A 16,441-nucleotide genomic window follows, 5' to 3' on the forward strand; every position below is an offset into this window, starting at 1 on the left:
TTGCTGCTGTTCCCGACCAGCCAGCCTGCTCCGCACTGCGGCGGAGCAGGCTGCGGAGTTCACGCATGTCGACCTGTTGCTCCCATCGACAGAGCGTGGTGTGATCCGGCGATTTGTCGATGTTAAGCTCTTCACGGATGGCTCTGGAGTCATTGAACCATGCTTCAGTCTCTCGGAAATCTTTGTCGAGTTCCGCATGCAAGAGGATAAACGCGATCTGAGTCCACTCGGCGAACCCGCTGGCGCCGTCCGGCGCAGCGGGTTCGTCAGGGTTATCCACGTGCTGTTTGGCAAGATTCTTACACTGCCGTATGATCGGTCGTTTCGACCTCATATCGCAAGACGGCGTCCAATTCCCCACAAGCCTCACGGAAATCAGCCGAGAACAAGGCTGAAACTGGTGCTATTCGACGCTGCAACAGAGCAATTTCGACGCATCTTGATCGGCTGGCATCGTTCTCACGTCAGTCGAATCGATGCAGTAGGTCAACTCGAGCAGGCGGCGGCGGGCGGCCTGCTCGACGAGGTGGCCGAAGATTTCGTCAACGACGTGTTCGAGATCGGTGAGAAAGCGATCGACCGGCGTCTCTCGACGGCGGTCGATCGAAGCCACAACTGAGCCAGACAACTGCATTCTGAAGTTCTCGTTCAACGGGGCGGATGCCGTAGATGTCTTTGTAGTAGCAATGGAGGAAGCCACGCATCATCTCTGGTGGCTCATGATCTCGTGTTCGCCCCGTCTCCGCCGGGGCGACACGTCGAACTCTTCGAGAAACTCGAAGGAGAGATGCTCAAACAACGCTAGCGTCTCTGTCTCCACGACATTGAAGAACGTCTCTACCGAAGAATCATCTTGCAGGGTCGCTGGGCTCATCCACCACAGCGTTCACCCTGCTCTTTGGTGTGCCACTCGTTCTATGACACCCTCGTGTTCTGTTTATCTGCGCCGCGATCGGCTGAGGCGCATTCAATGGATCCACGCAACACACCAGGATACAGACTGCATCGTGCACTCAGCCAACTCAATCAGTGAGTCTTCTCACTCGACCAGAGCGTGGTGAATCTACTGAGACCTACATTGATTCCTAACCGAGCCGGGTCATAGGATCGGTCACGGACCCATTTGACGCTGTAGTGAACGGTCAGTACAAGCGGACTATTGAGCATCTTTTAGGTGGACGTACGAATCCTCGAGAGCAAGGATCCACTTTGTATGTAGCTCATCAGCTGTTGCATTTCCTGGGAAAAACACACACTTGTCAGCTTCACCCGGGTCTTCGATTACGACATGGACAAGTTCATTTTGGTCCGAAGTATCGGTTGAAGGGACGTTTTCAGGTATTCCATCCATGCCATGTCAGCACACGGCCCCGGAGGTGAAAAACCTTACATATGGACAATAGGATGCAGGTCTTAAGACGATAATAGTAATTTCTCTTATGAGTTTATATGCACTGATATATCTGTGTGGGCGTTGTCAGCCCGATTATCTTGAATGAGCAACACTCGGACTGGACAGGAGATCGTCGCCATCTGTCCTAACTGTAAGGCTGTTTATCCTGCTATTCGGCTGCCTGATGGAAAATAAGACGTAGGGGAAGGTACCCGCATTGTCAGTGTGGGATCAAATCCCTTGTCGAAATTGAAAGCGAACAGTAAGTATCTGTAGCTACCGCGAACGCGGTGTCTGAGAACTTCGATAGAGCCAGAAATCCCAAATGAGCAGTAAGTGCAGGGAATAGACATCAAAGATTGCTGTTGAACGAGTTCCTCAAGCGGTTAGCTGTTATTCCTACATCTCTACGTCTTCGAGAACTGTTGCATCGTTGCTGAGAATACGAAAATCGCCGTCGCCACATGTACAAGTGCCATCTCTCCCGTTCCCAATAGGCCGATTTCGCCGTCAGGGCCGAGCCGGACTGCGTGAGCGGTTCCACAATTTTCACATACGGCTGCTGCCCGCTGGTTCTCGCTGTCTTCGGTCATCTCTACAGAACCTATTGCGTGTATTTGTGTTAACTATTGTCTAGGAGTGAAGAGAGTGAACGGAGAGATGATCAGTACACACGTGTACTTAGCGTGAACTCGGTGTCCGAGATCACAGACAGGGACGGCGGACGAGCTCGCGTTAGCGATAAGTACAGGCTGGTAGTACCGTGCTGGTTACTTCTTTATTGAGACTCCAATTTTCTTTTGGGATTGATTCCCAAATCAGAGAATGATGGAGTCTGTTCAACAGCTTCACCGCATTTTGGACACACGCCCATATCATTCTTATATATGTTATCTTACAGTCAGAGCACGTATAGAGATCAGTAGAGGGACCATTGTCAGAATCTGGCCTTTGGCCCTCTGCTGAGGGCTCTGACTTATTAAAGAAGTCCACTATTTGACCGAGTAGACGTAACACGATATTCACACACGTTCAGAAGCAACAGCTTGTCTGATAAATTCGGCGTTCATTCTCACGGCGTGTTACAAAAGATCCCTTTCGGAACGAGCTACAAGTATCATACTTCTCCAAGAGAACGGCCAGCGGTGATATGCATCTGTAGTTACCGCGAGCGTGGTGTCCGAGAAGTACGACAGGGGCGGACGGACGATCTCGCGTTAGCGATAAGTACAGGGCACATAGGTATCGTTCGAATAGAAGTAGACCAATGCTTGTTGGAACCGCCCTTATTGCTTTTCTTCTTCTAACATAAGCTAATGGACGAGCTCTTCAGTGTACTAGCGAATGCTCAGCGTCGACGGATACTCAATGAGTTGCTTGCCACCTCATTGCAAACAGACGGCGGTGAAGAAATACTATATCCAGCGGAGGAGTTTCCAGAAGAACACCAGACTGAACTGTATCATAACCATCTTCCTCGACTATCAGAAGCTGGTTTCATCGATTGGAACCAAAATACAGGTTCAGTAACACGGGGCCCTCGATTTAACGAGATCAGTCCTCTTCTCGAGCGGATCAAGAACTGACCCTAGTTGAATATGTGCATTTTCTGCCATCGTTCAATACGAAGATCTACTTACCAGCTGATTCAGCCAAAGGGAGTTGAAATAAATCGCCTGTGAGTCTTTCTATGATACTCACCCAACCAGTGATCCGACTCGAGGCAGAGGTGTGAATTTCTGAAGGCACTCGCAGTCAATCCGAAGCTGTCGACGAGTCGAGCGACCTGATAATCGCTGTCGATGCTACTACCGGTTCGGATCGTTCTCCTCCGTGAGACAGGTGCGTTCCAGTAGTGATTTTGTGCGCCGGTGATGGGTGCCGGCGCTCTGAGCAGGATCAAGCAAATACCGACCAGAGCGGTGGCGCAGTGAGGTATCCAAGATGCATATGATTATTTGGTCGTGTCCCAAACTCGTCTAGAGTCGTAACTGACTCCTGTGGAAGCAGGGTCACCTCTGGTATCCAGCCCGAAGTGACCCATGCACGCCACAATTGACGCGCAGTTCACAGTTAGTCTCGACCAAGACAAAACGCTACCGCTTGCCACTCTCGCTGAATCTCTCACTGAGATTCAGCTTGAGGCCACTATCCTCGAGGAACTCGTTAGAAGCCTCGACGAGCGCCTCGTCGAGGCGTACTGTGGTGAGAAACATGCGCGCGGAAACGGCGACTGCCGTTTCCAGCGCGCTGGAACCTCCACACGAACCGCTGTGACAACCGCAGGAGAACACGAATTCACCCTCCATCACGTCAAAGACACTGCTGCTACCGACGGCGATCCGACCTATTTCCGTCCGCTCGAGGATCTTATCGACTTCGACGGCCAGCGCATCTATCAAGAGGATATCTCGCTCCAGGCTGCCGAACTTGCTACTTCGCTCAGCTATCGTGATGCCGTCGCCCACGGCGACGGCTTCACTCCCATGCCCTCGATCACGACGGTCAACCGCCGAGTCCGTGAATACGGCAGCAAGCTCGGTGACTTCGTTCGTGATCGGCTTCCTGGGACGAATGCAGACACTGTCGTTCCTGACGGAACGAAGTGTCATAGCCAGCAGGATCACTGCACCTACCATGATGTCAACGTCACCCTCGGGCAGACGGCCGAGGGTGACGACACAGAAACCACACTCTTAGACGTCAACGTCAACGAATCCTGGGATGAAACAGCAGAAGCCCTCGAAGAGACTGAGGCGGTCACTGACGACGCCACGGTCGTCAGTGACGCCGAAAAGGCACTCGTCGATGCGTTCGAGAGTGGTGACCGATCTCACCAGCTCGATCTCGTTCACGTTGGTCGAACGCTCGGGTACAAGCTCTGGAAAGACGATGCGTTTCCGCTCTCCGAGCGGAAAGCGATCGTCTCTGGCGTTACGGATGATCTGTTCCATCTGAAGAACTCTGTCGCACTCCATGCACCGAGGAATGAGCGTTTGGCGATCCGCGAGCGGATCGACCAAACGCTCGAGAATCTCGGGAAGGAAGCCTGGAGGTTAGAGCGTCAAGACTCCCCGAAAGCGACGGCGTACCTCCGGGAATGGGCAGAAGCAACCGTGACGTTCGCGGAACTCGCGCTTGATCAACAGCAGGTTCCGTGGACGTCAAACGTGGTCGAACGAGCCATGGGTGAAGTTTCGAAGCGGTGTAAGAATCAATGGATGCAGTGGTCAGAAGCAGGGTTAGAGTCGCTTCTCTGGTTGAACTTGGTGCAGTATGCCGATCCCGAGCAGTTCGCGGCGTTCGCCGACGAACTGCTCGAGCGATCAGCCAAAACAGCCATCACAATGGAGGTGTCAGTTGACGCTACCAGAGGCGAACTCTAGACGAGTTTGGGACGGGACCGATTATTTACGCATTGGTAGAGGCATCGACAGCAGAAGAAGCGCTTTCAACTGGACAGACGGTGTTCGATCGACTGGTTGGCGCAGAGCCGCATTCTTGTGCAGTGTTCGACTACTACGTCACCTTCGACGAAGAGGACACGACAGTGGCTGGAAAAGCACGGTGGGGCGACCTACCGACAGCTGCACCCGTTACGTCTGACGAAGGTGAAGAACTCCTCGAGCGGGCCTGGGAGACCACGTCGGAAACGTTCCAACGCAATCTGAATCGGGTGAAGCAAGCACTCGAGGAACACAACGATGACGAGATCATGCGCGATGAGGACCTCGCTCGGCACGCCTTCCAGCAGGTCGGTGCTTCCCGTGGCCCGTCGATCTGCTTGTATGCAGTGTTGAACGCAAGACGGCGCCACCATGGGAATTTTGACATTCACTTTTCCACCGGTAGCTACGCTCTATTGGTAGGTTCTGAGATCAGACGATTCGATTTCAGCCGACTTGTGCAGTGATCAAAACATCAGTTTCACAAGATGCTGCACGAAGTGTGAGATGGACGATGGCGATGCCTCTCTCGAATACGTCCGGAGAAGAGGAGCAGGCGGCGAGCCTTAACTCGCCGCCTGCGCGAGGTTATGGACGATGCACTTCCGTGTGAGCTCCCGGAACTGGCCATGCCAGCTCCGGGAGCGGATCTCGTCGCCGTCGTCCTTCAGCATCGCAAATACGGTCTCACTCATTGACCGTTGATTGTAGACTTCGTCGTCAATTCTGGCGTTGTGAGCCTTCTTGAGTGCGTTTTGCTCACAGTGTTTAATCACTGGTCGCGTTGACGCTTCACGACAGGCCTCCCGGAGATTGCTCCATGAGTACATCTTGTCAGCCAGAAGTGCCTGCAGGTCTTCGGCGTTGCGCCGAAAGACCTGCAGCCCAATGTGGCCGTCATAGGCTTTCTTTGTGGTGAAATGAGCGTCCATGATAGCAAGTGACTCCGTATCGACGAGCAGCGTTGTTTTCATCGCATTGAACGAGTAGCCGACACGATTTCGGTAGTGCGAACTAGCCTGATCTCGCTGGAAGCCGCTGGCATCGATCGAAGCAGTTCCCGAGAGCCCCGCCTGCTCCGCTGATCGGCGGAGCAGGCGGCGCAACTCTTTCATCGGGAATTCTCCGTCCCATACGCTGAAAGACGTGTAATCAGGTGATTTCTCAAGGCCGAACACAGCAAGGATTCCCGGCATCTCGTTCAGATAGTCCTCGAACTGCCGGAGCGGCTTGTTGACTTCCTCCTTGAGCAGGAGCAACGCGATCTTCGTGGATTTGTCGTACCCGTCGTCGCCGTCGGCGACGGCGGGTACGTCTGGCTCTTCTACGTGGGTCGTGGCAAACTCGTGAAACGTCTGTGCGAGGTTCCTGAGACGTCCCATATCGCCAGACGGCGTCCAAATCCCCTGAAATCAGCGATACAATCCGCAGAGGGCGGCGGCGTTCAACGGAGCATGCTTGTATGATCAGCACGCGACTGGGATCCGTCATCGCGGACACCTCGATCGCCTCCTCGAGGGGACTGATGAGCGCGAGACGTGCTGGATCGTGCCGGCAGACGTCCATTTCTGAGTACTCATGCCCCGAATCACCAACTGGACACGAGAGAGTCGAACACCCACGCTGGCATATCGAAACACCGAGACTGGAGCGCAAGCCGTCCTGCATCGTGCCCCGGACTCCTACGCGTACAAGTGGCGGGCAGCGATCCTCGTCGACGGCTATCCAGTGTGGTCGCAAGGCTTCGAGACAAAAGAGGCGACCAGCGTTCGGGATGCACTCCGGGACCGCCCAGCCCCCGAACTCGCTTGTCCTGAGTGTCCAAACGACGACGTCATCGTCGGCCAGAAATCTGCCACTGGCGCGAAGGTCCAGCGATGGTTCGACTGTCCTAACTGTGGCTACGAAGCCCCCTCGAAAATCGTCTATGGCGCAGAACACTAGCAGCAGGTGAGAGCGCAAGCTACGAAGTGAGCATCACTGCACGGCGGGTACTTTTAGTGGTCAATACTGATACCAGAGGCATGAGCGAGGATGTAGTCAGGGCCGCGTTTCCCGAACTCGAGGTGATCGAAGACGACGATCTTCGAGCGGGCGTTACCAGTGCGTGGGCAATGGCCATCGAAGAAAACGACATCGACGACCTCACCGAGGTACCGTGGCTACCCCCAACACAGCGTGCATTAGGGTTGGAGAACGAACGGCTGGTAAGCCACGTTCGGGACGTAACTGCCTGTGCCGTCACGCTCGCAGAGACGCTCCTCGAGCGGCGCGAGGTCACGCTCTCAGTGGATACGGTGGTTGCTGGTGCACTCATCCACGACGTGAGTAAACTCGCTGAATTCGACGGGATGACCGAGACGCCAGTCTACAATCTGCTCGGACATCCCTACTACGGAGTCTACGTCGTTGCAGCGGTGGGTCTGCCAGTTGAACTGGCACACATCGTGCTCTCCCATACGAGTCGAACGACGGTCGAGCCGGCGACGATCGAAGCGGAACTCATCAGGAGAGCCGACGAAGTTGCGGCAGCCGCTATCCGGTCACAGGCGACAGACGACCTTCGAACCGTATAACCGCTGCACCGAACGGTCGGCGCTTCCCCTGTACTTACCGTAGCAAGTCGTTATCTCTCACTTGCGGAAAGAGCCACAGAGCAATCCAGTTTTTTGTGCCTCAACAGGGGTAGAGGCAACAGCCAATGAGCGATACACCAGAGCAACCTCGAAACTCGAGCGAACTCTCACCAGCACAGCGGCTCGAGGCACCGAATACGCGGCTCATCGACGCCGGTATCGCAACGATCAACGATATGGACATGCTACGAGCCTGCATTGCCTACGAAAACCAACATCAGCAACGTGTCCCGATCCTCCACCAACTCGAGAAGCGGGCCAACGAACTCCGCTCACAGGACAAACGTGACTAACTCAACGCTCTTGCTAACAGATTACAGGACGTCCGGGCGGAACCCCGCCAACCCCTTACTCTGTGCGTGATGACGCGAAAGCCGTCACCAGTCATCCCTGTACCTCCGTCCCCGCCCGGAAGCTTGTGAGGTCGTCAATACGCTCTTCGAGTTCTTCGATTTCCTGTTGCAGTTCCTCGGCTTCTGTCTCCTCGCTAGCAGCAAGTCGATCCTTCAAGCCCTGGAGGCGCGACTCCTTGACATCGTTGTCGACCTCCGCCTTGCGAACGTACTCGCTCTCATCGATCTCGTAGACATCGGACTCAGTGAGCGTCGTCACCCCGAGTGCTTCGTCGACCTTCTGGCGATCAACGCTCATGACGCGCTCGCGGTCGATCCCTTCTGCCTCGAGCATCGAGAGGACGTCCTCATCGTCTTTGAGCGAGCGGTTACGGCGACTCGTGCGCTGGACGGAACCGTACTGACCGGCAACAGGACGGTCGTGATGGAGGCGTGAGAGAAGCACATCGGCGACCTCCTGGCGAAAGTCGTTGGCGTCACGCTGGACATCCGACAGCAGCGTGTAGAGGTTTACGAGGGTGGTCGTCTCCAACTCAGGCAGGTCAGTTACGTCGTGGCGCTCGAGCGCATCGATCAGTAGCAGCGCATCCGAGTAGATGTCCAGACCGTCGGGTTCGGTGCGGTCGTCGTCATCGATATCTGGTTCGTGTGCTGTGTTGGCCAGTTGGGTCGTCGTCGGTCCGTCTGTCTCGGCGATCACACCCGCGTCTTCGTCGATCTCGAACCGGGGATGAACACTCAACACCGCTGGATACGGGTCAGCATCTGGCGGCAGCCGATCGAGATCGAACCCATCGTGCGCGGTCTGTATCTGATGGTAGAGTGTCTCAAACTGCTCACGTTGGAGCGGACGCTTCTCGTTTGACTCATCAAACTGGATGATAATGCGGTGTTCCTGGATATCTGTGATGTGGATGCGAGAGTGCGACAACGGTGTGATCAGTGTCGCGTCCGCCGGCAGTTCATCCAGATGCTCGAGAAGTGTGTGCCAACTGACGCTGAATGGCATACATGGTAATTAGGTGCCGTCCGACTAAACCTTGCTCTCGGCGAGTGTCAGAGAACTCTCCAACTGGTTTGACCCACCGACTGCTGCGGTGACCTTATCCGTCGGTATCGCCAGTAACTGAAGTAGTGACCAGTTCACGATTGACGGACACACTTCGAGAGACCCTTGTTCTCTTCGAAGCGGGAGGGGCACCCATGACGACAACCGAGGTAGCCGAACAACTCAACCTCGGCCGCCAGAGTACCTACGAGCGTCTTGAACGACTCGTCGATCACGACCGGCTCGAAACCAAGAAAGTCGGGGGAAACGGACGCGTGTGGTGGCAGCCACCCATGAACGGACAAGCGTTCACGAAGGGGCGGGAAAGGGACGCGGTAGACAGCGATCTCGGCGGGGTCTTCGACCGAATCTCAAATAGCTTCTTCGCCCTCGACGAAGAATTCCGCTTTCGCTATCTGGACGACCACGCAGCAGACCTTCTGGGGCTGGATGAGGCCGGAATTGGTTCGGATATTCGTGACCAGAATATCACGGAGACGTTCGAGAGCGCACTGTACGAAGCTCTCGAAACACAAGAACTCCTGACCTTCGAAGACTATTATCCTCCGTTGGACAAGTGGCTCCACAACGCCATTTATCCCTCAGAGTCGGGCCTGTCAGTCTACACCCGCGACATCACCGAACGGAAGCGACGTGAACGAGAACTGGCCCGCTGCGAAGAGATCATCGAAACGAGTCCGATCGGCATCACGATCGTCGACAGTGATGGGAAGATGGAGTTCGCCAACGACCGAGCTGAGGATATATACGGGCGGAACAAAGAACAGATCAACGACCTCAGCTTTAACGATTCTGACTGGAACGAAGTCGACATCGACGGCGACCCCCTCCCGGATGACGAGAAGCCCTTTCCGCAAATTATGGAGTCCGGAGAACCGGTGTTTGATCATATCAGTGGCGTGTTTAGTTCGGCAGGAGAGCGCGTCTGGGTCTCCGTCAACGGATCGCCGGTCTACGACGGCCGCGGAGAGATCGACAGTGTTGTGTTCGCCATCGAAGACATCACCGACCAATTAGAGCGGGAACGAGAACTCGAACAGTACGAAACGATCGTCGAAACGGCTCACGATGGCATCTATGTTCTCGACGAGGAGCGGCGGTTCGAACTCGTCAACGAGTCGTTTGCCGATCTGACCCCATTTTCTCGAACAGAGTTACTGGGTCAACACGCCTCGATGGTGTTCGCCAACGAGTTCGCGTCAATCGAGTCCGAACAGTGGGAGAATGCGACGCCGGATGAACTCCCATTGTTCGAGGAGACGATAGAGGCTGGCCCGAACGAGACCCGAACGGTCGAGAACCGGTTCGTCCTGCTGGACGAAAGCGGTGATGAGAAGCGGGTCGGAGTAGTCCGGGATATCACTGAGCAAAAAGCGTACCAGCGCAAGCTGGAAGAGAGCGAGCAACGCTACCGTGCCCTGGCTGAGAATTTCCCCAACGGAATCGTCGCACTGTTCGACGAAGATTTCCAGTATATCGCGGCTGGCGGCGAACTCATCGACGAGATTGGGCTCGATCGAGAGAAAGCCATCGGGCAGTCGATCTACGAGCGGTATCCTGACGATTTAATCGACGAAGTCGAGCCGCATTTCAAAGCTGCACTCGAAGGCGAAGAGAACTCGTTTGAAGTCGAATACTACGGCCGAAACCTGCTGACGTATACTCTTCCCATCACAACCGTGGGCGACGATCGCCAGGGAATGCTTGTCATCCAGGACGTCACCGAACGCCGGGAGTATCAACGACAACTCGAAGAGTCGAACGAACGCCTCGAACAGTTCGCCTACGCAGCCTCTCATGACCTCCAAGAGCCGTTGCGAATGGTTACGAGCTACCTCCAATTAATCGAGGATCGGTACGGCGATGCGCTCGATGAAGACGGTGAAGAATTCCTCGAGTTCGCCGTCGACGGCGCCGAGCGAATGCGCGAGATGATCGACGGACTGCTCGAGTACTCGCGCATCGAAACGCGTGGCAATCCGTTCGAACCGGTCGACCTCGATGATGTCCTTGATCACGTTCGCGAAGATCTCCAAATGCGGATCGACGAGAGTAACGCTGAGATCACAACCGACGATCTCCCGTGTGTAGATGGCGACGCCAGCCAGTTGCGCCAGGTTTTCCAGAACCTGCTGAGTAATGCGATCGAGTACAGCGGGGACGAGCCGCCGCAGATCGACATTTCCGCCACGCGTGATGACGAATGTTGGATCATTTCAGTGCAGGATAACGGTATTGGGATCAATCCTGATGAACAGGAGCGTATCTTCGAGGTGTTCCAACGACTGCATACCTACGAGGAACACTCGGGGACGGGCATTGGCCTCGCGCTGTCTCGGCGGGTCGTCGAGCGCCACGGCGGCGAGATCTGGATCGACTCCGAACCCGGAGAGGGGTCGACGTTCTCGTTTACGCTTCCTGCAGTACAGAATCAGGATGGGTGACCCCGCTTCACGTATCGTTCCCTTTGTCCGAACTTGGATTGATTAGAGTTGTTCGACGAGGCGTATGACGGTGATGGCCTGCTGTATATCATGTATCAGCTCGAGGAACCTGCAGAGACTGCAACACCCGCTGATATCGTGCCTCAGTACATCGGCAAGGCAGAGGCGTACGGAAAGAAGCGAGAACTCAGTGCGAACTTCACAGAGATCGCCTACGAACGGGATGGGACGCGAAGCTTTGCGCGGTGGGGTGATGGAAACTACTGGCATATCAGCGAACTCTCACAGGCACTCGCTGGCGACGACGAACGCAAACAGCACTGGGTTGAAGCACTCTTTGAGCCCGATTCACGAACGTTATCTCAGCAGACGTATCTCTGGGTCCATGCCTGAAACAGTACAGAAGACAGCAGTCCATACGGAACACTCGCAACCCTTGCAGAGGTCGAACCACTGCTAATCGGGGCAGCGTACGATGCATACCCAGCGTCGCTCTTGAACAAGAGTGGAACGCCAGACGACGCGCCGATCAAAGTGGAGACCCCGGCGTCCGCTGACTGACGACTCTCCTGCTGCTCGAGTCCGGCGTATTTTTGAGACCCCCTGAGGGGTGGAGGTCTTCTCGAGTTCAGTTCAATTCGATCTGATTCGACTCGAGAAGCACTGATCAAACATGGCTACGAGCAGCAGCTCCCGGGAAACATTCGACGATTCGGACACCCGGCACGACGAGATGCACAGTACGATCGAAGCATGGATCCAGGACCTCGTCGACGAAGTCGATGACGCCGTCTCGAGCGAGCAGTTCAAACAGTGGTTGGACGTCCAGAGTCGCTTCCATGACTACTCGCACCGAAACACGCTGTTGATCAAACTCCAGTGTCCGCAGGCAACGCGCGTTGCCGGCTATCGAACATGGCAAAACGAGTTCGACCGGCACGTCAAAGAAGGAGAGACAGCGATCTGGATCTGGGCACCCATCATCGCGAAGCAATGTCCCGACTGTGGGAACTCGCCGTCGTATCACGAACGTAGAGACTGTGAGTACAACGAGACACCGCCGGACAGTTGGGAAAAGGGACTCGTAGGCTTTCGGCCAGCACCCGTCTTCGATATCTCACAGACTGACGGCGAGCCATTGCCCGACCTCGAGACCGAAGCAAGAGGTGACGCAGATGAGTTGGTTCCCGCGCTCCTCGGGGCAGCAGACACACTCAAGGTGGACGTAGAGGTAGTATGACCCCAGAACTGGTCGCATGGGAGTGCCAAGGGCATCAGTGAGTACCGCTCTCAAGAGCAGCCACGCGTCGCCGTCCGAGATCGTGAGAACGACGCTGACCTTGCTGTCACGCTCGTTCACGAGTACGCGCATGCGCTGTTACACAGTGGCGTCGACGACGAGGCTGAGCGATCGAAACGTGAACTCGAGGCCGAAGCGGTCGGTTACATCGTTGGACGGTACTTCGAGTTGGATACCAGTGGGTCAGCGTTCTACCTTGCCGCGTGGCACGGTGACGAACCGGAGACGATCCTCGACCGGCTTGAGAGGATCAGTTCGACCGCCCAGGAGATCATCGACATCGTCAGCGAGGTGATCGACGATGAGTGATCGACGCTGAAGCCCTCGAGGGGCTTGCAGACTCGACGGGCCCACAGACTGATACTGATCTCGAGATTCGATTCTCGATTGGTGAATTCCGTATACTGGTCACAGGATTCGATGTGACTGTCTCCAGAATATCATAGAGAAATGATGAATCACCTGTGCTTAAGAAAGAGGATATTCTTCTAGATACTCAACAGAATTGGATTATTCGAATTCAGGCACGAAGTCCTCATCGAGTTCCGGTGCAAGATCGCCACCAGTAAGCCAGGCCACTTGGTCGGCAGCGAACCCGTGCTTGGGAATCAACGCCTCTGTTGCTTCACCGAGTGGAATATCGTTTGTTACAACAGTGACCTGATCAGCCGTTCCGTCAATTAGCATCTGGAGTGATAATCCGATAATCTCCGTGTCAGCTTTTTCCACGATATCTTCTGGCCGATCGCTGGCAGTTGCGATGAATCTCCGTGACTGATCCATGATCTTCGAGACTTCCGATATCGAATAGGATGGGCTTTCGGTAACTTTCAGCCAGCCTTCGCGCAATGCTTCGTCGACAGCAAGATCACTTGATTCGTATCCATCGATCGCTGTCTCACCAGAGACTTCGGCATACACTTGCGGAGAAATTCGAAATACAACATCTCTCTGCTTGGCTTCGCGAGCTAGCGCTTGAAACCGTCCGCTTCCTCGCCGTCCACAACTGATGAGTACTGACGAGTCAAGAAAAACGATTTCTCTGTCGGCATCCATTCAAATCACTCCTCGACGACGGGGCGAAGTGCGTCCAGAATGATACCCGCTTCTAACGATGAGATTTCCTGCTCCCGGGCCATAATTCGATGAGTTACTGATCCCTCAGCATATTCCCGAGCATACTCGAGAGCGACCGCAAGCCCATCCAAGCCGTGGCGTTCGATGTACGTATCGATATCGTCATCTCTCTCGCGGCGTGCAATCGCCTCGATCAATGCTGACGTGATCTGCCGCTGAACATCATCCTGTACCAGTTGGAGATCGATCTCACGAGCGGCATATCGTGCCGGCCGTCCCTCATTCGACTGCTCAATGAACCCTGCAGATTCGAGATCGTTGATATAGTCGTAGGCAGTCCGCTGTGGGATCTCAAGAGAGTCGACGACGTCGTCGATCGTGGTGTCTGCGTTGTGACGAATGTAGGTATAGATCCACGCTTTCCGGGAGTTCCTGAGGAGTTCAAACGCTTCTCCTCCGGTATCGAGAGGCGTATTCCAATCTGCTCCTTTTGTAGACATCCTAATAGCGAATTGCACGCAGATCGCAATAAGCCTTTTCAGCAAATACTGATAGGACAAAACAGGCTGCCACTGTCTGGATCTATCTACAGGCAGGGCAGGCCGAGTGCCTCAGGGCTTGACCCCGTGGCGGTTCACCAATCCCAGCAGCAACCGCGACTAGCAAAAGCGCTCGAGTTCCGCCGTTCAGTTTCTGTGGTGCCACAGGGGTGAGCACCATGACAGATCATCCGACGTTATCGGAGTTCGCGACGAACCAAGCGACTGACTCGAGGCCGGCCAGTCAGCTATCGACTGACGAGACCGTGACTGTGTCCAGTATGGCTGGCGCTCCTCGTCGTACCAGATCCCGACGTAGATCAAGACCGGTGCCATCGCCGCGATGACCGTAATCGATCGATACACCTCCGGAAGCACCGCCGGTACCAGTACCAGCAGGTTGAGCAGGTTCGAACCCAGCACTGCAAGAAACAGTCCGACCACCAGCCAGCCCCACCGCGGGAGCCGCTCTTTGTTCATATTGGGGACGGTCCCCGCTAGAAGATAATCCTGGCGCTCTGACCGTTATTCCGCACAGCAGGCGTCCTTCTTCGGGGACTCCTCGACGCCGTTGCCGTCGGCCGCGACCGGTTCCTCGAGTCGATAGAGGCTCTGGCGAGCGTCCGCAAAGTAGATGTCCTCGTCGACGATCCCGATCCCTTCGAGGCGCTCGAGCGCGTATCGGACCGTCCGGGCTGAGAGCATCGATTCCTCGACGATCTGTTTCTGTGTCAAGGGTCCGTCGTACTCGAGGACCTTGAAGACGAGTTTCGCGCTCGGTGGCAAGTCTTCGATCTCCTCCCCGTCGGTCTCTGCCATACTACGAATCGAACGGTCCCAGCAGTATAAAAGTTGAGCCTTACCAAAAATAAGATCGTGATACTGCTCTGTGTTTTTCCGTCCGTAAGGTGAAGTATCAGGTGTTCAATAGGCGGATTCTCGTATTGTAACAGGGAAGCGAGCGGGGGAGAAACGAGGAGGTCCACTTTCAGTAAAGAGTCGGTTAAACAGGTCGGAAACCCCTGTGCAGGGACAAAACGATATTACAGTTGGTTCCAGACCTCCTCGTCGTCCTCGAAGCCATCCGGATCGTCGGCATCCGCGAACTCGTCGATCCCCTCGAGTTCGGAGAGGTCATCCGAGGGCAACTCCCCGTCAGCGTCCACGACGGCCGACTGACTCTGGAGGTCCATCTCCGGCCAGGCAGTCTCCTCCCAGAGCCCCCGATCGGTGTAATAGTAGATAACACCGTCGTTGAGGACCGCGAACAGGTCCCGTTGCTGGTCGTGGACGACTCGCTCGTTCGTATCGATCGCGACGTCGACCACGTCCTCGAGTGTATCGAGGGCGACGTGATAATCGCCGATCCACATCGGGATCGATCCCTGTGAGATCCACTCGGCGTAGCGCTGTTCGTGGACCGCCCGGCGAGCGGCGTCGATATCCGCTGGCGACCGGCGGGTGACGAGCACTGCACCGGCGAGTGCGAGCGTCCCGAGCACTGACAGCCCACCGATCAGTGCCGGACTCCGGGACTCGGTCGTCCGAGTGATTCCGCTTTGATAGCTGTTGGTTGCCGAATCCGACAGCGATCCATCGATCCAGTAGGCTTCCTCCGTGATCGTCACCGGTGCCGTCGTCGTTATCGTTCCTTGATGACGACCGGTATCGTACTCCGTGTGAAACTCCAAAATCAACTCGACCGAGCCGACGCCGGCGAGCTCGCGCTCGAGTTGTCACTTCAGCAGACACACCTGCCGACACTCGAACGCGCAGACATTATTGAATTCGACGACCGAACGGTTGAACTCACTGACGAAGCCTCTGAACTCAAGGTCTACCTCGACATCGTGCCAAGCGATTCGATCCCGTGGAGCGTCTACTACCTTGGATTGACTGTAATCGGCGGAATCATAATGGCTGGGTTGTGGCTCGAAGTAATTCCGACCGGCACGGTTCCGGAACTGGGGTGGGCAACACTGGTATTCGCGCTGTTTGCCGTCTCATCGGCCGTCTATGTTGTGCAGAACCGACGAATGCGACTTGGCGAGATGGGAAAGCCACCGTGATCTACTGTTCATATACCCACAGAGTTAATTGCATATCCGGGTGAACAAGGCGGTGGAGTTCGTAGTTTTTATCGCCAATGCAGCTATTTCGATGATTCTGGTATAGAAGTCCGTA

At 55.3% G+C, this 16,441-nt stretch carries 17 protein-coding genes and 3 pseudogenes; 10 read left to right on the forward strand and 10 right to left on the reverse strand.

Translation table 11 applies throughout. From position 1 onward, the window contains the following. From E2L06_RS21295 to E2L06_RS21310, 3 genes and pseudogenes are all read right to left on the reverse strand, one after another. A pseudogene (locus tag E2L06_RS21295) lies at positions 1 to 334 on the reverse strand (IS5-like element ISNpe14 family transposase); the annotation flags it as partial. A 93-nt stretch (positions 335 to 427) separates the two neighbouring features. After that, positions 428 to 874 (reverse strand): annotated as a pseudogene (locus E2L06_RS21305) (IS5/IS1182 family transposase); the annotation flags it as partial. Between the two features lie 282 nt (positions 875 to 1,156). Further along, entirely contained in the window at positions 1,157 to 1,351 is a 195-nt protein-coding gene (locus tag E2L06_RS21310; protein WP_138783268.1) for a hypothetical protein, read from the reverse strand. A 1,358-nt stretch (positions 1,352 to 2,709) separates the two neighbouring features. Here E2L06_RS21310 and E2L06_RS21320 point away from each other — a divergent pair. The 3 genes from E2L06_RS21320 to E2L06_RS21330 all read left to right on the forward strand — a co-directional run bounded on the left by E2L06_RS21320 (position 2,710) and on the right by E2L06_RS21330 (position 5,306). Next, positions 2,710 to 2,979, forward strand: coding sequence for an ArsR family transcriptional regulator (locus tag E2L06_RS21320; protein ID WP_138783267.1), 270 nt, complete (start codon positions 2,710 to 2,712; stop codon positions 2,977 to 2,979). Between the two features lie 456 nt (positions 2,980 to 3,435). After that, entirely contained in the window at positions 3,436 to 4,779 is a 1,344-nt protein-coding gene (locus E2L06_RS21325; RefSeq protein ID WP_138781297.1) for an ISH6 family transposase, read from the forward strand. Between the two features lie 32 nt (positions 4,780 to 4,811). After that, positions 4,812 to 5,306: a hypothetical protein gene (locus E2L06_RS21330; protein ID WP_394348756.1), complete on the forward strand. Its 495-nt coding sequence runs from the start codon at positions 4,812 to 4,814 to the stop codon at positions 5,304 to 5,306. A 99-nt stretch (positions 5,307 to 5,405) separates the two neighbouring features. On the opposite strand, the gene E2L06_RS21335 is transcribed toward E2L06_RS21330, so the two are convergent. Further along, positions 5,406 to 6,221 carry an IS5 family transposase gene (locus tag E2L06_RS21335; protein ID WP_138781228.1) on the reverse strand — a complete coding sequence of 272 codons (816 nt, stop codon included), beginning with the start codon at positions 6,219 to 6,221 and terminating at the stop codon, positions 5,406 to 5,408. Positions 6,222 to 6,417: 196 nt separating this feature from the next. Between E2L06_RS21335 and E2L06_RS21340 the strand changes: the two genes are divergently transcribed. The 3 genes from E2L06_RS21340 to E2L06_RS21350 all read left to right on the forward strand — a co-directional run bounded on the left by E2L06_RS21340 (position 6,418) and on the right by E2L06_RS21350 (position 7,768). Then, positions 6,418 to 6,783 carry a hypothetical protein gene (locus E2L06_RS21340; RefSeq protein WP_138783266.1) on the forward strand — a complete coding sequence of 122 codons (366 nt, stop codon included), beginning with the start codon at positions 6,418 to 6,420 and terminating at the stop codon, positions 6,781 to 6,783. Between the two features lie 80 nt (positions 6,784 to 6,863). Next, on the forward strand, positions 6,864 to 7,415 hold the full coding sequence (locus tag E2L06_RS21345) for an HD domain-containing protein (protein ID WP_138783265.1): 552 nt from the start codon (positions 6,864 to 6,866) through the stop codon (positions 7,413 to 7,415). Positions 7,416 to 7,540: 125 nt separating this feature from the next. Then, entirely contained in the window at positions 7,541 to 7,768 is a 228-nt protein-coding gene (locus tag E2L06_RS21350; protein ID WP_138783264.1) for a hypothetical protein, read from the forward strand. Between the two features lie 91 nt (positions 7,769 to 7,859). Here the strand turns inward: E2L06_RS21350 and E2L06_RS21355 are convergent, their stop codons facing one another. Next, on the reverse strand, positions 7,860 to 8,837 hold the full coding sequence (locus E2L06_RS21355; RefSeq protein WP_138783263.1) for a hypothetical protein: 978 nt from the start codon (positions 8,835 to 8,837) through the stop codon (positions 7,860 to 7,862). A gap of 194 nt (positions 8,838 to 9,031) precedes the next feature. Between E2L06_RS21355 and E2L06_RS21360 the strand changes: the two genes are divergently transcribed. From E2L06_RS21360 to E2L06_RS21370, 3 genes and pseudogenes are all read left to right on the forward strand, one after another. Further along, positions 9,032 to 11,341: a PAS domain S-box protein gene (locus E2L06_RS21360; protein WP_138783262.1), complete on the forward strand. Its 2,310-nt coding sequence runs from the start codon at positions 9,032 to 9,034 to the stop codon at positions 11,339 to 11,341. 90 nt (positions 11,342 to 11,431) lie between these two features. Next, complete coding sequence (locus E2L06_RS22690) at positions 11,432 to 11,734, forward strand: hypothetical protein (RefSeq protein WP_249361533.1); 303 nt, start codon at positions 11,432 to 11,434, stop codon at positions 11,732 to 11,734. 280 nt (positions 11,735 to 12,014) lie between these two features. After that, positions 12,015 to 12,950 (forward strand): annotated as a pseudogene (locus E2L06_RS21370) (ArdC-like ssDNA-binding domain-containing protein). Between the two features lie 201 nt (positions 12,951 to 13,151). Here the strand turns inward: E2L06_RS21370 and E2L06_RS21375 are convergent. The 5 genes from E2L06_RS21375 to E2L06_RS21395 all read right to left on the reverse strand — a co-directional run bounded on the left by E2L06_RS21375 (position 13,152) and on the right by E2L06_RS21395 (position 15,954). After that, complete coding sequence (locus tag E2L06_RS21375; RefSeq protein ID WP_138783261.1) at positions 13,152 to 13,697, reverse strand: hypothetical protein; 546 nt, start codon at positions 13,695 to 13,697, stop codon at positions 13,152 to 13,154. Between the two features lie 5 nt (positions 13,698 to 13,702). Next, positions 13,703 to 14,218 carry a helix-turn-helix domain-containing protein gene (locus E2L06_RS21380; protein WP_138783260.1) on the reverse strand — a complete coding sequence of 172 codons (516 nt, stop codon included), beginning with the start codon at positions 14,216 to 14,218 and terminating at the stop codon, positions 13,703 to 13,705. A 186-nt stretch (positions 14,219 to 14,404) separates the two neighbouring features. After that, positions 14,405 to 14,737 carry a hypothetical protein gene (locus E2L06_RS21385; RefSeq protein WP_394348762.1) on the reverse strand — a complete coding sequence of 111 codons (333 nt, stop codon included), beginning with the start codon at positions 14,735 to 14,737 and terminating at the stop codon, positions 14,405 to 14,407. Positions 14,738 to 14,782: 45 nt separating this feature from the next. Then, a complete protein-coding gene (locus E2L06_RS21390) occupies positions 14,783 to 15,076 on the reverse strand; it encodes a helix-turn-helix domain-containing protein (protein WP_008010686.1) in 294 nt (97 codons plus the stop codon). Between the two features lie 224 nt (positions 15,077 to 15,300). Next, entirely contained in the window at positions 15,301 to 15,954 is a 654-nt protein-coding gene (locus E2L06_RS21395; protein WP_171052385.1) for a DUF5305 domain-containing protein, read from the reverse strand. Between E2L06_RS21395 and E2L06_RS21400 the strand changes: the two genes are divergently transcribed. After that, positions 15,838 to 16,326: a hypothetical protein gene (locus E2L06_RS21400; RefSeq protein WP_394348744.1), complete on the forward strand. Its 489-nt coding sequence runs from the start codon at positions 15,838 to 15,840 to the stop codon at positions 16,324 to 16,326. The two genes, E2L06_RS21395 and E2L06_RS21400, sit on opposite strands and share 117 nt — an antisense overlap. Positions 16,327 to 16,441: the final 115 nt, after the last annotated feature.

This window comes from Haloterrigena sp. H1 (assembly GCF_005938085.1).
Classification (GTDB): Archaea; Halobacteriota; Halobacteria; order Halobacteriales; family Natrialbaceae; genus Natrinema.

Bases quoted from the DNA above. Each gene is read 5' to 3' on its own strand.
- E2L06_RS21325 (WP_138781297.1), top strand. From the start codon at position 3,436: ATGCACGCCACAATTGACGCGCAGTTCACAGTTAGTCTCGACCAAGAC.
- E2L06_RS21335 (WP_138781228.1), bottom strand. From the start codon at position 6,221: ATGGGACGTCTCAGGAACCTCGCACAGACGTTTCACGAGTTTGCCACG.
- E2L06_RS21380 (WP_138783260.1), bottom strand. From the start codon at position 14,218: ATGTCTACAAAAGGAGCAGATTGGAATACGCCTCTCGATACCGGAGGA.
- E2L06_RS21350 (WP_138783264.1), top strand. From the start codon at position 7,541: ATGAGCGATACACCAGAGCAACCTCGAAACTCGAGCGAACTCTCACCA.
- E2L06_RS21310 (WP_138783268.1), bottom strand. From the start codon at position 1,351: ATGGATGGAATACCTGAAAACGTCCCTTCAACCGATACTTCGGACCAA.
- E2L06_RS22690 (WP_249361533.1), top strand. From the start codon at position 11,432: ATGTATCAGCTCGAGGAACCTGCAGAGACTGCAACACCCGCTGATATC.
- E2L06_RS21385 (WP_394348762.1), bottom strand. From the start codon at position 14,737: ATGAACAAAGAGCGGCTCCCGCGGTGGGGCTGGCTGGTGGTCGGACTG.
- E2L06_RS21360 (WP_138783262.1), top strand. From the start codon at position 9,032: ATGACGACAACCGAGGTAGCCGAACAACTCAACCTCGGCCGCCAGAGT.
- E2L06_RS21375 (WP_138783261.1), bottom strand. From the start codon at position 13,697: ATGGATGCCGACAGAGAAATCGTTTTTCTTGACTCGTCAGTACTCATC.
- E2L06_RS21340 (WP_138783266.1), top strand. From the start codon at position 6,418: ATGCCCCGAATCACCAACTGGACACGAGAGAGTCGAACACCCACGCTG.
- E2L06_RS21320 (WP_138783267.1), top strand. From the start codon at position 2,710: ATGGACGAGCTCTTCAGTGTACTAGCGAATGCTCAGCGTCGACGGATA.
- E2L06_RS21355 (WP_138783263.1), bottom strand. From the start codon at position 8,837: ATGCCATTCAGCGTCAGTTGGCACACACTTCTCGAGCATCTGGATGAA.
- E2L06_RS21390 (WP_008010686.1), bottom strand. From the start codon at position 15,076: ATGGCAGAGACCGACGGGGAGGAGATCGAAGACTTGCCACCGAGCGCG.
- E2L06_RS21345 (WP_138783265.1), top strand. From the start codon at position 6,864: ATGAGCGAGGATGTAGTCAGGGCCGCGTTTCCCGAACTCGAGGTGATC.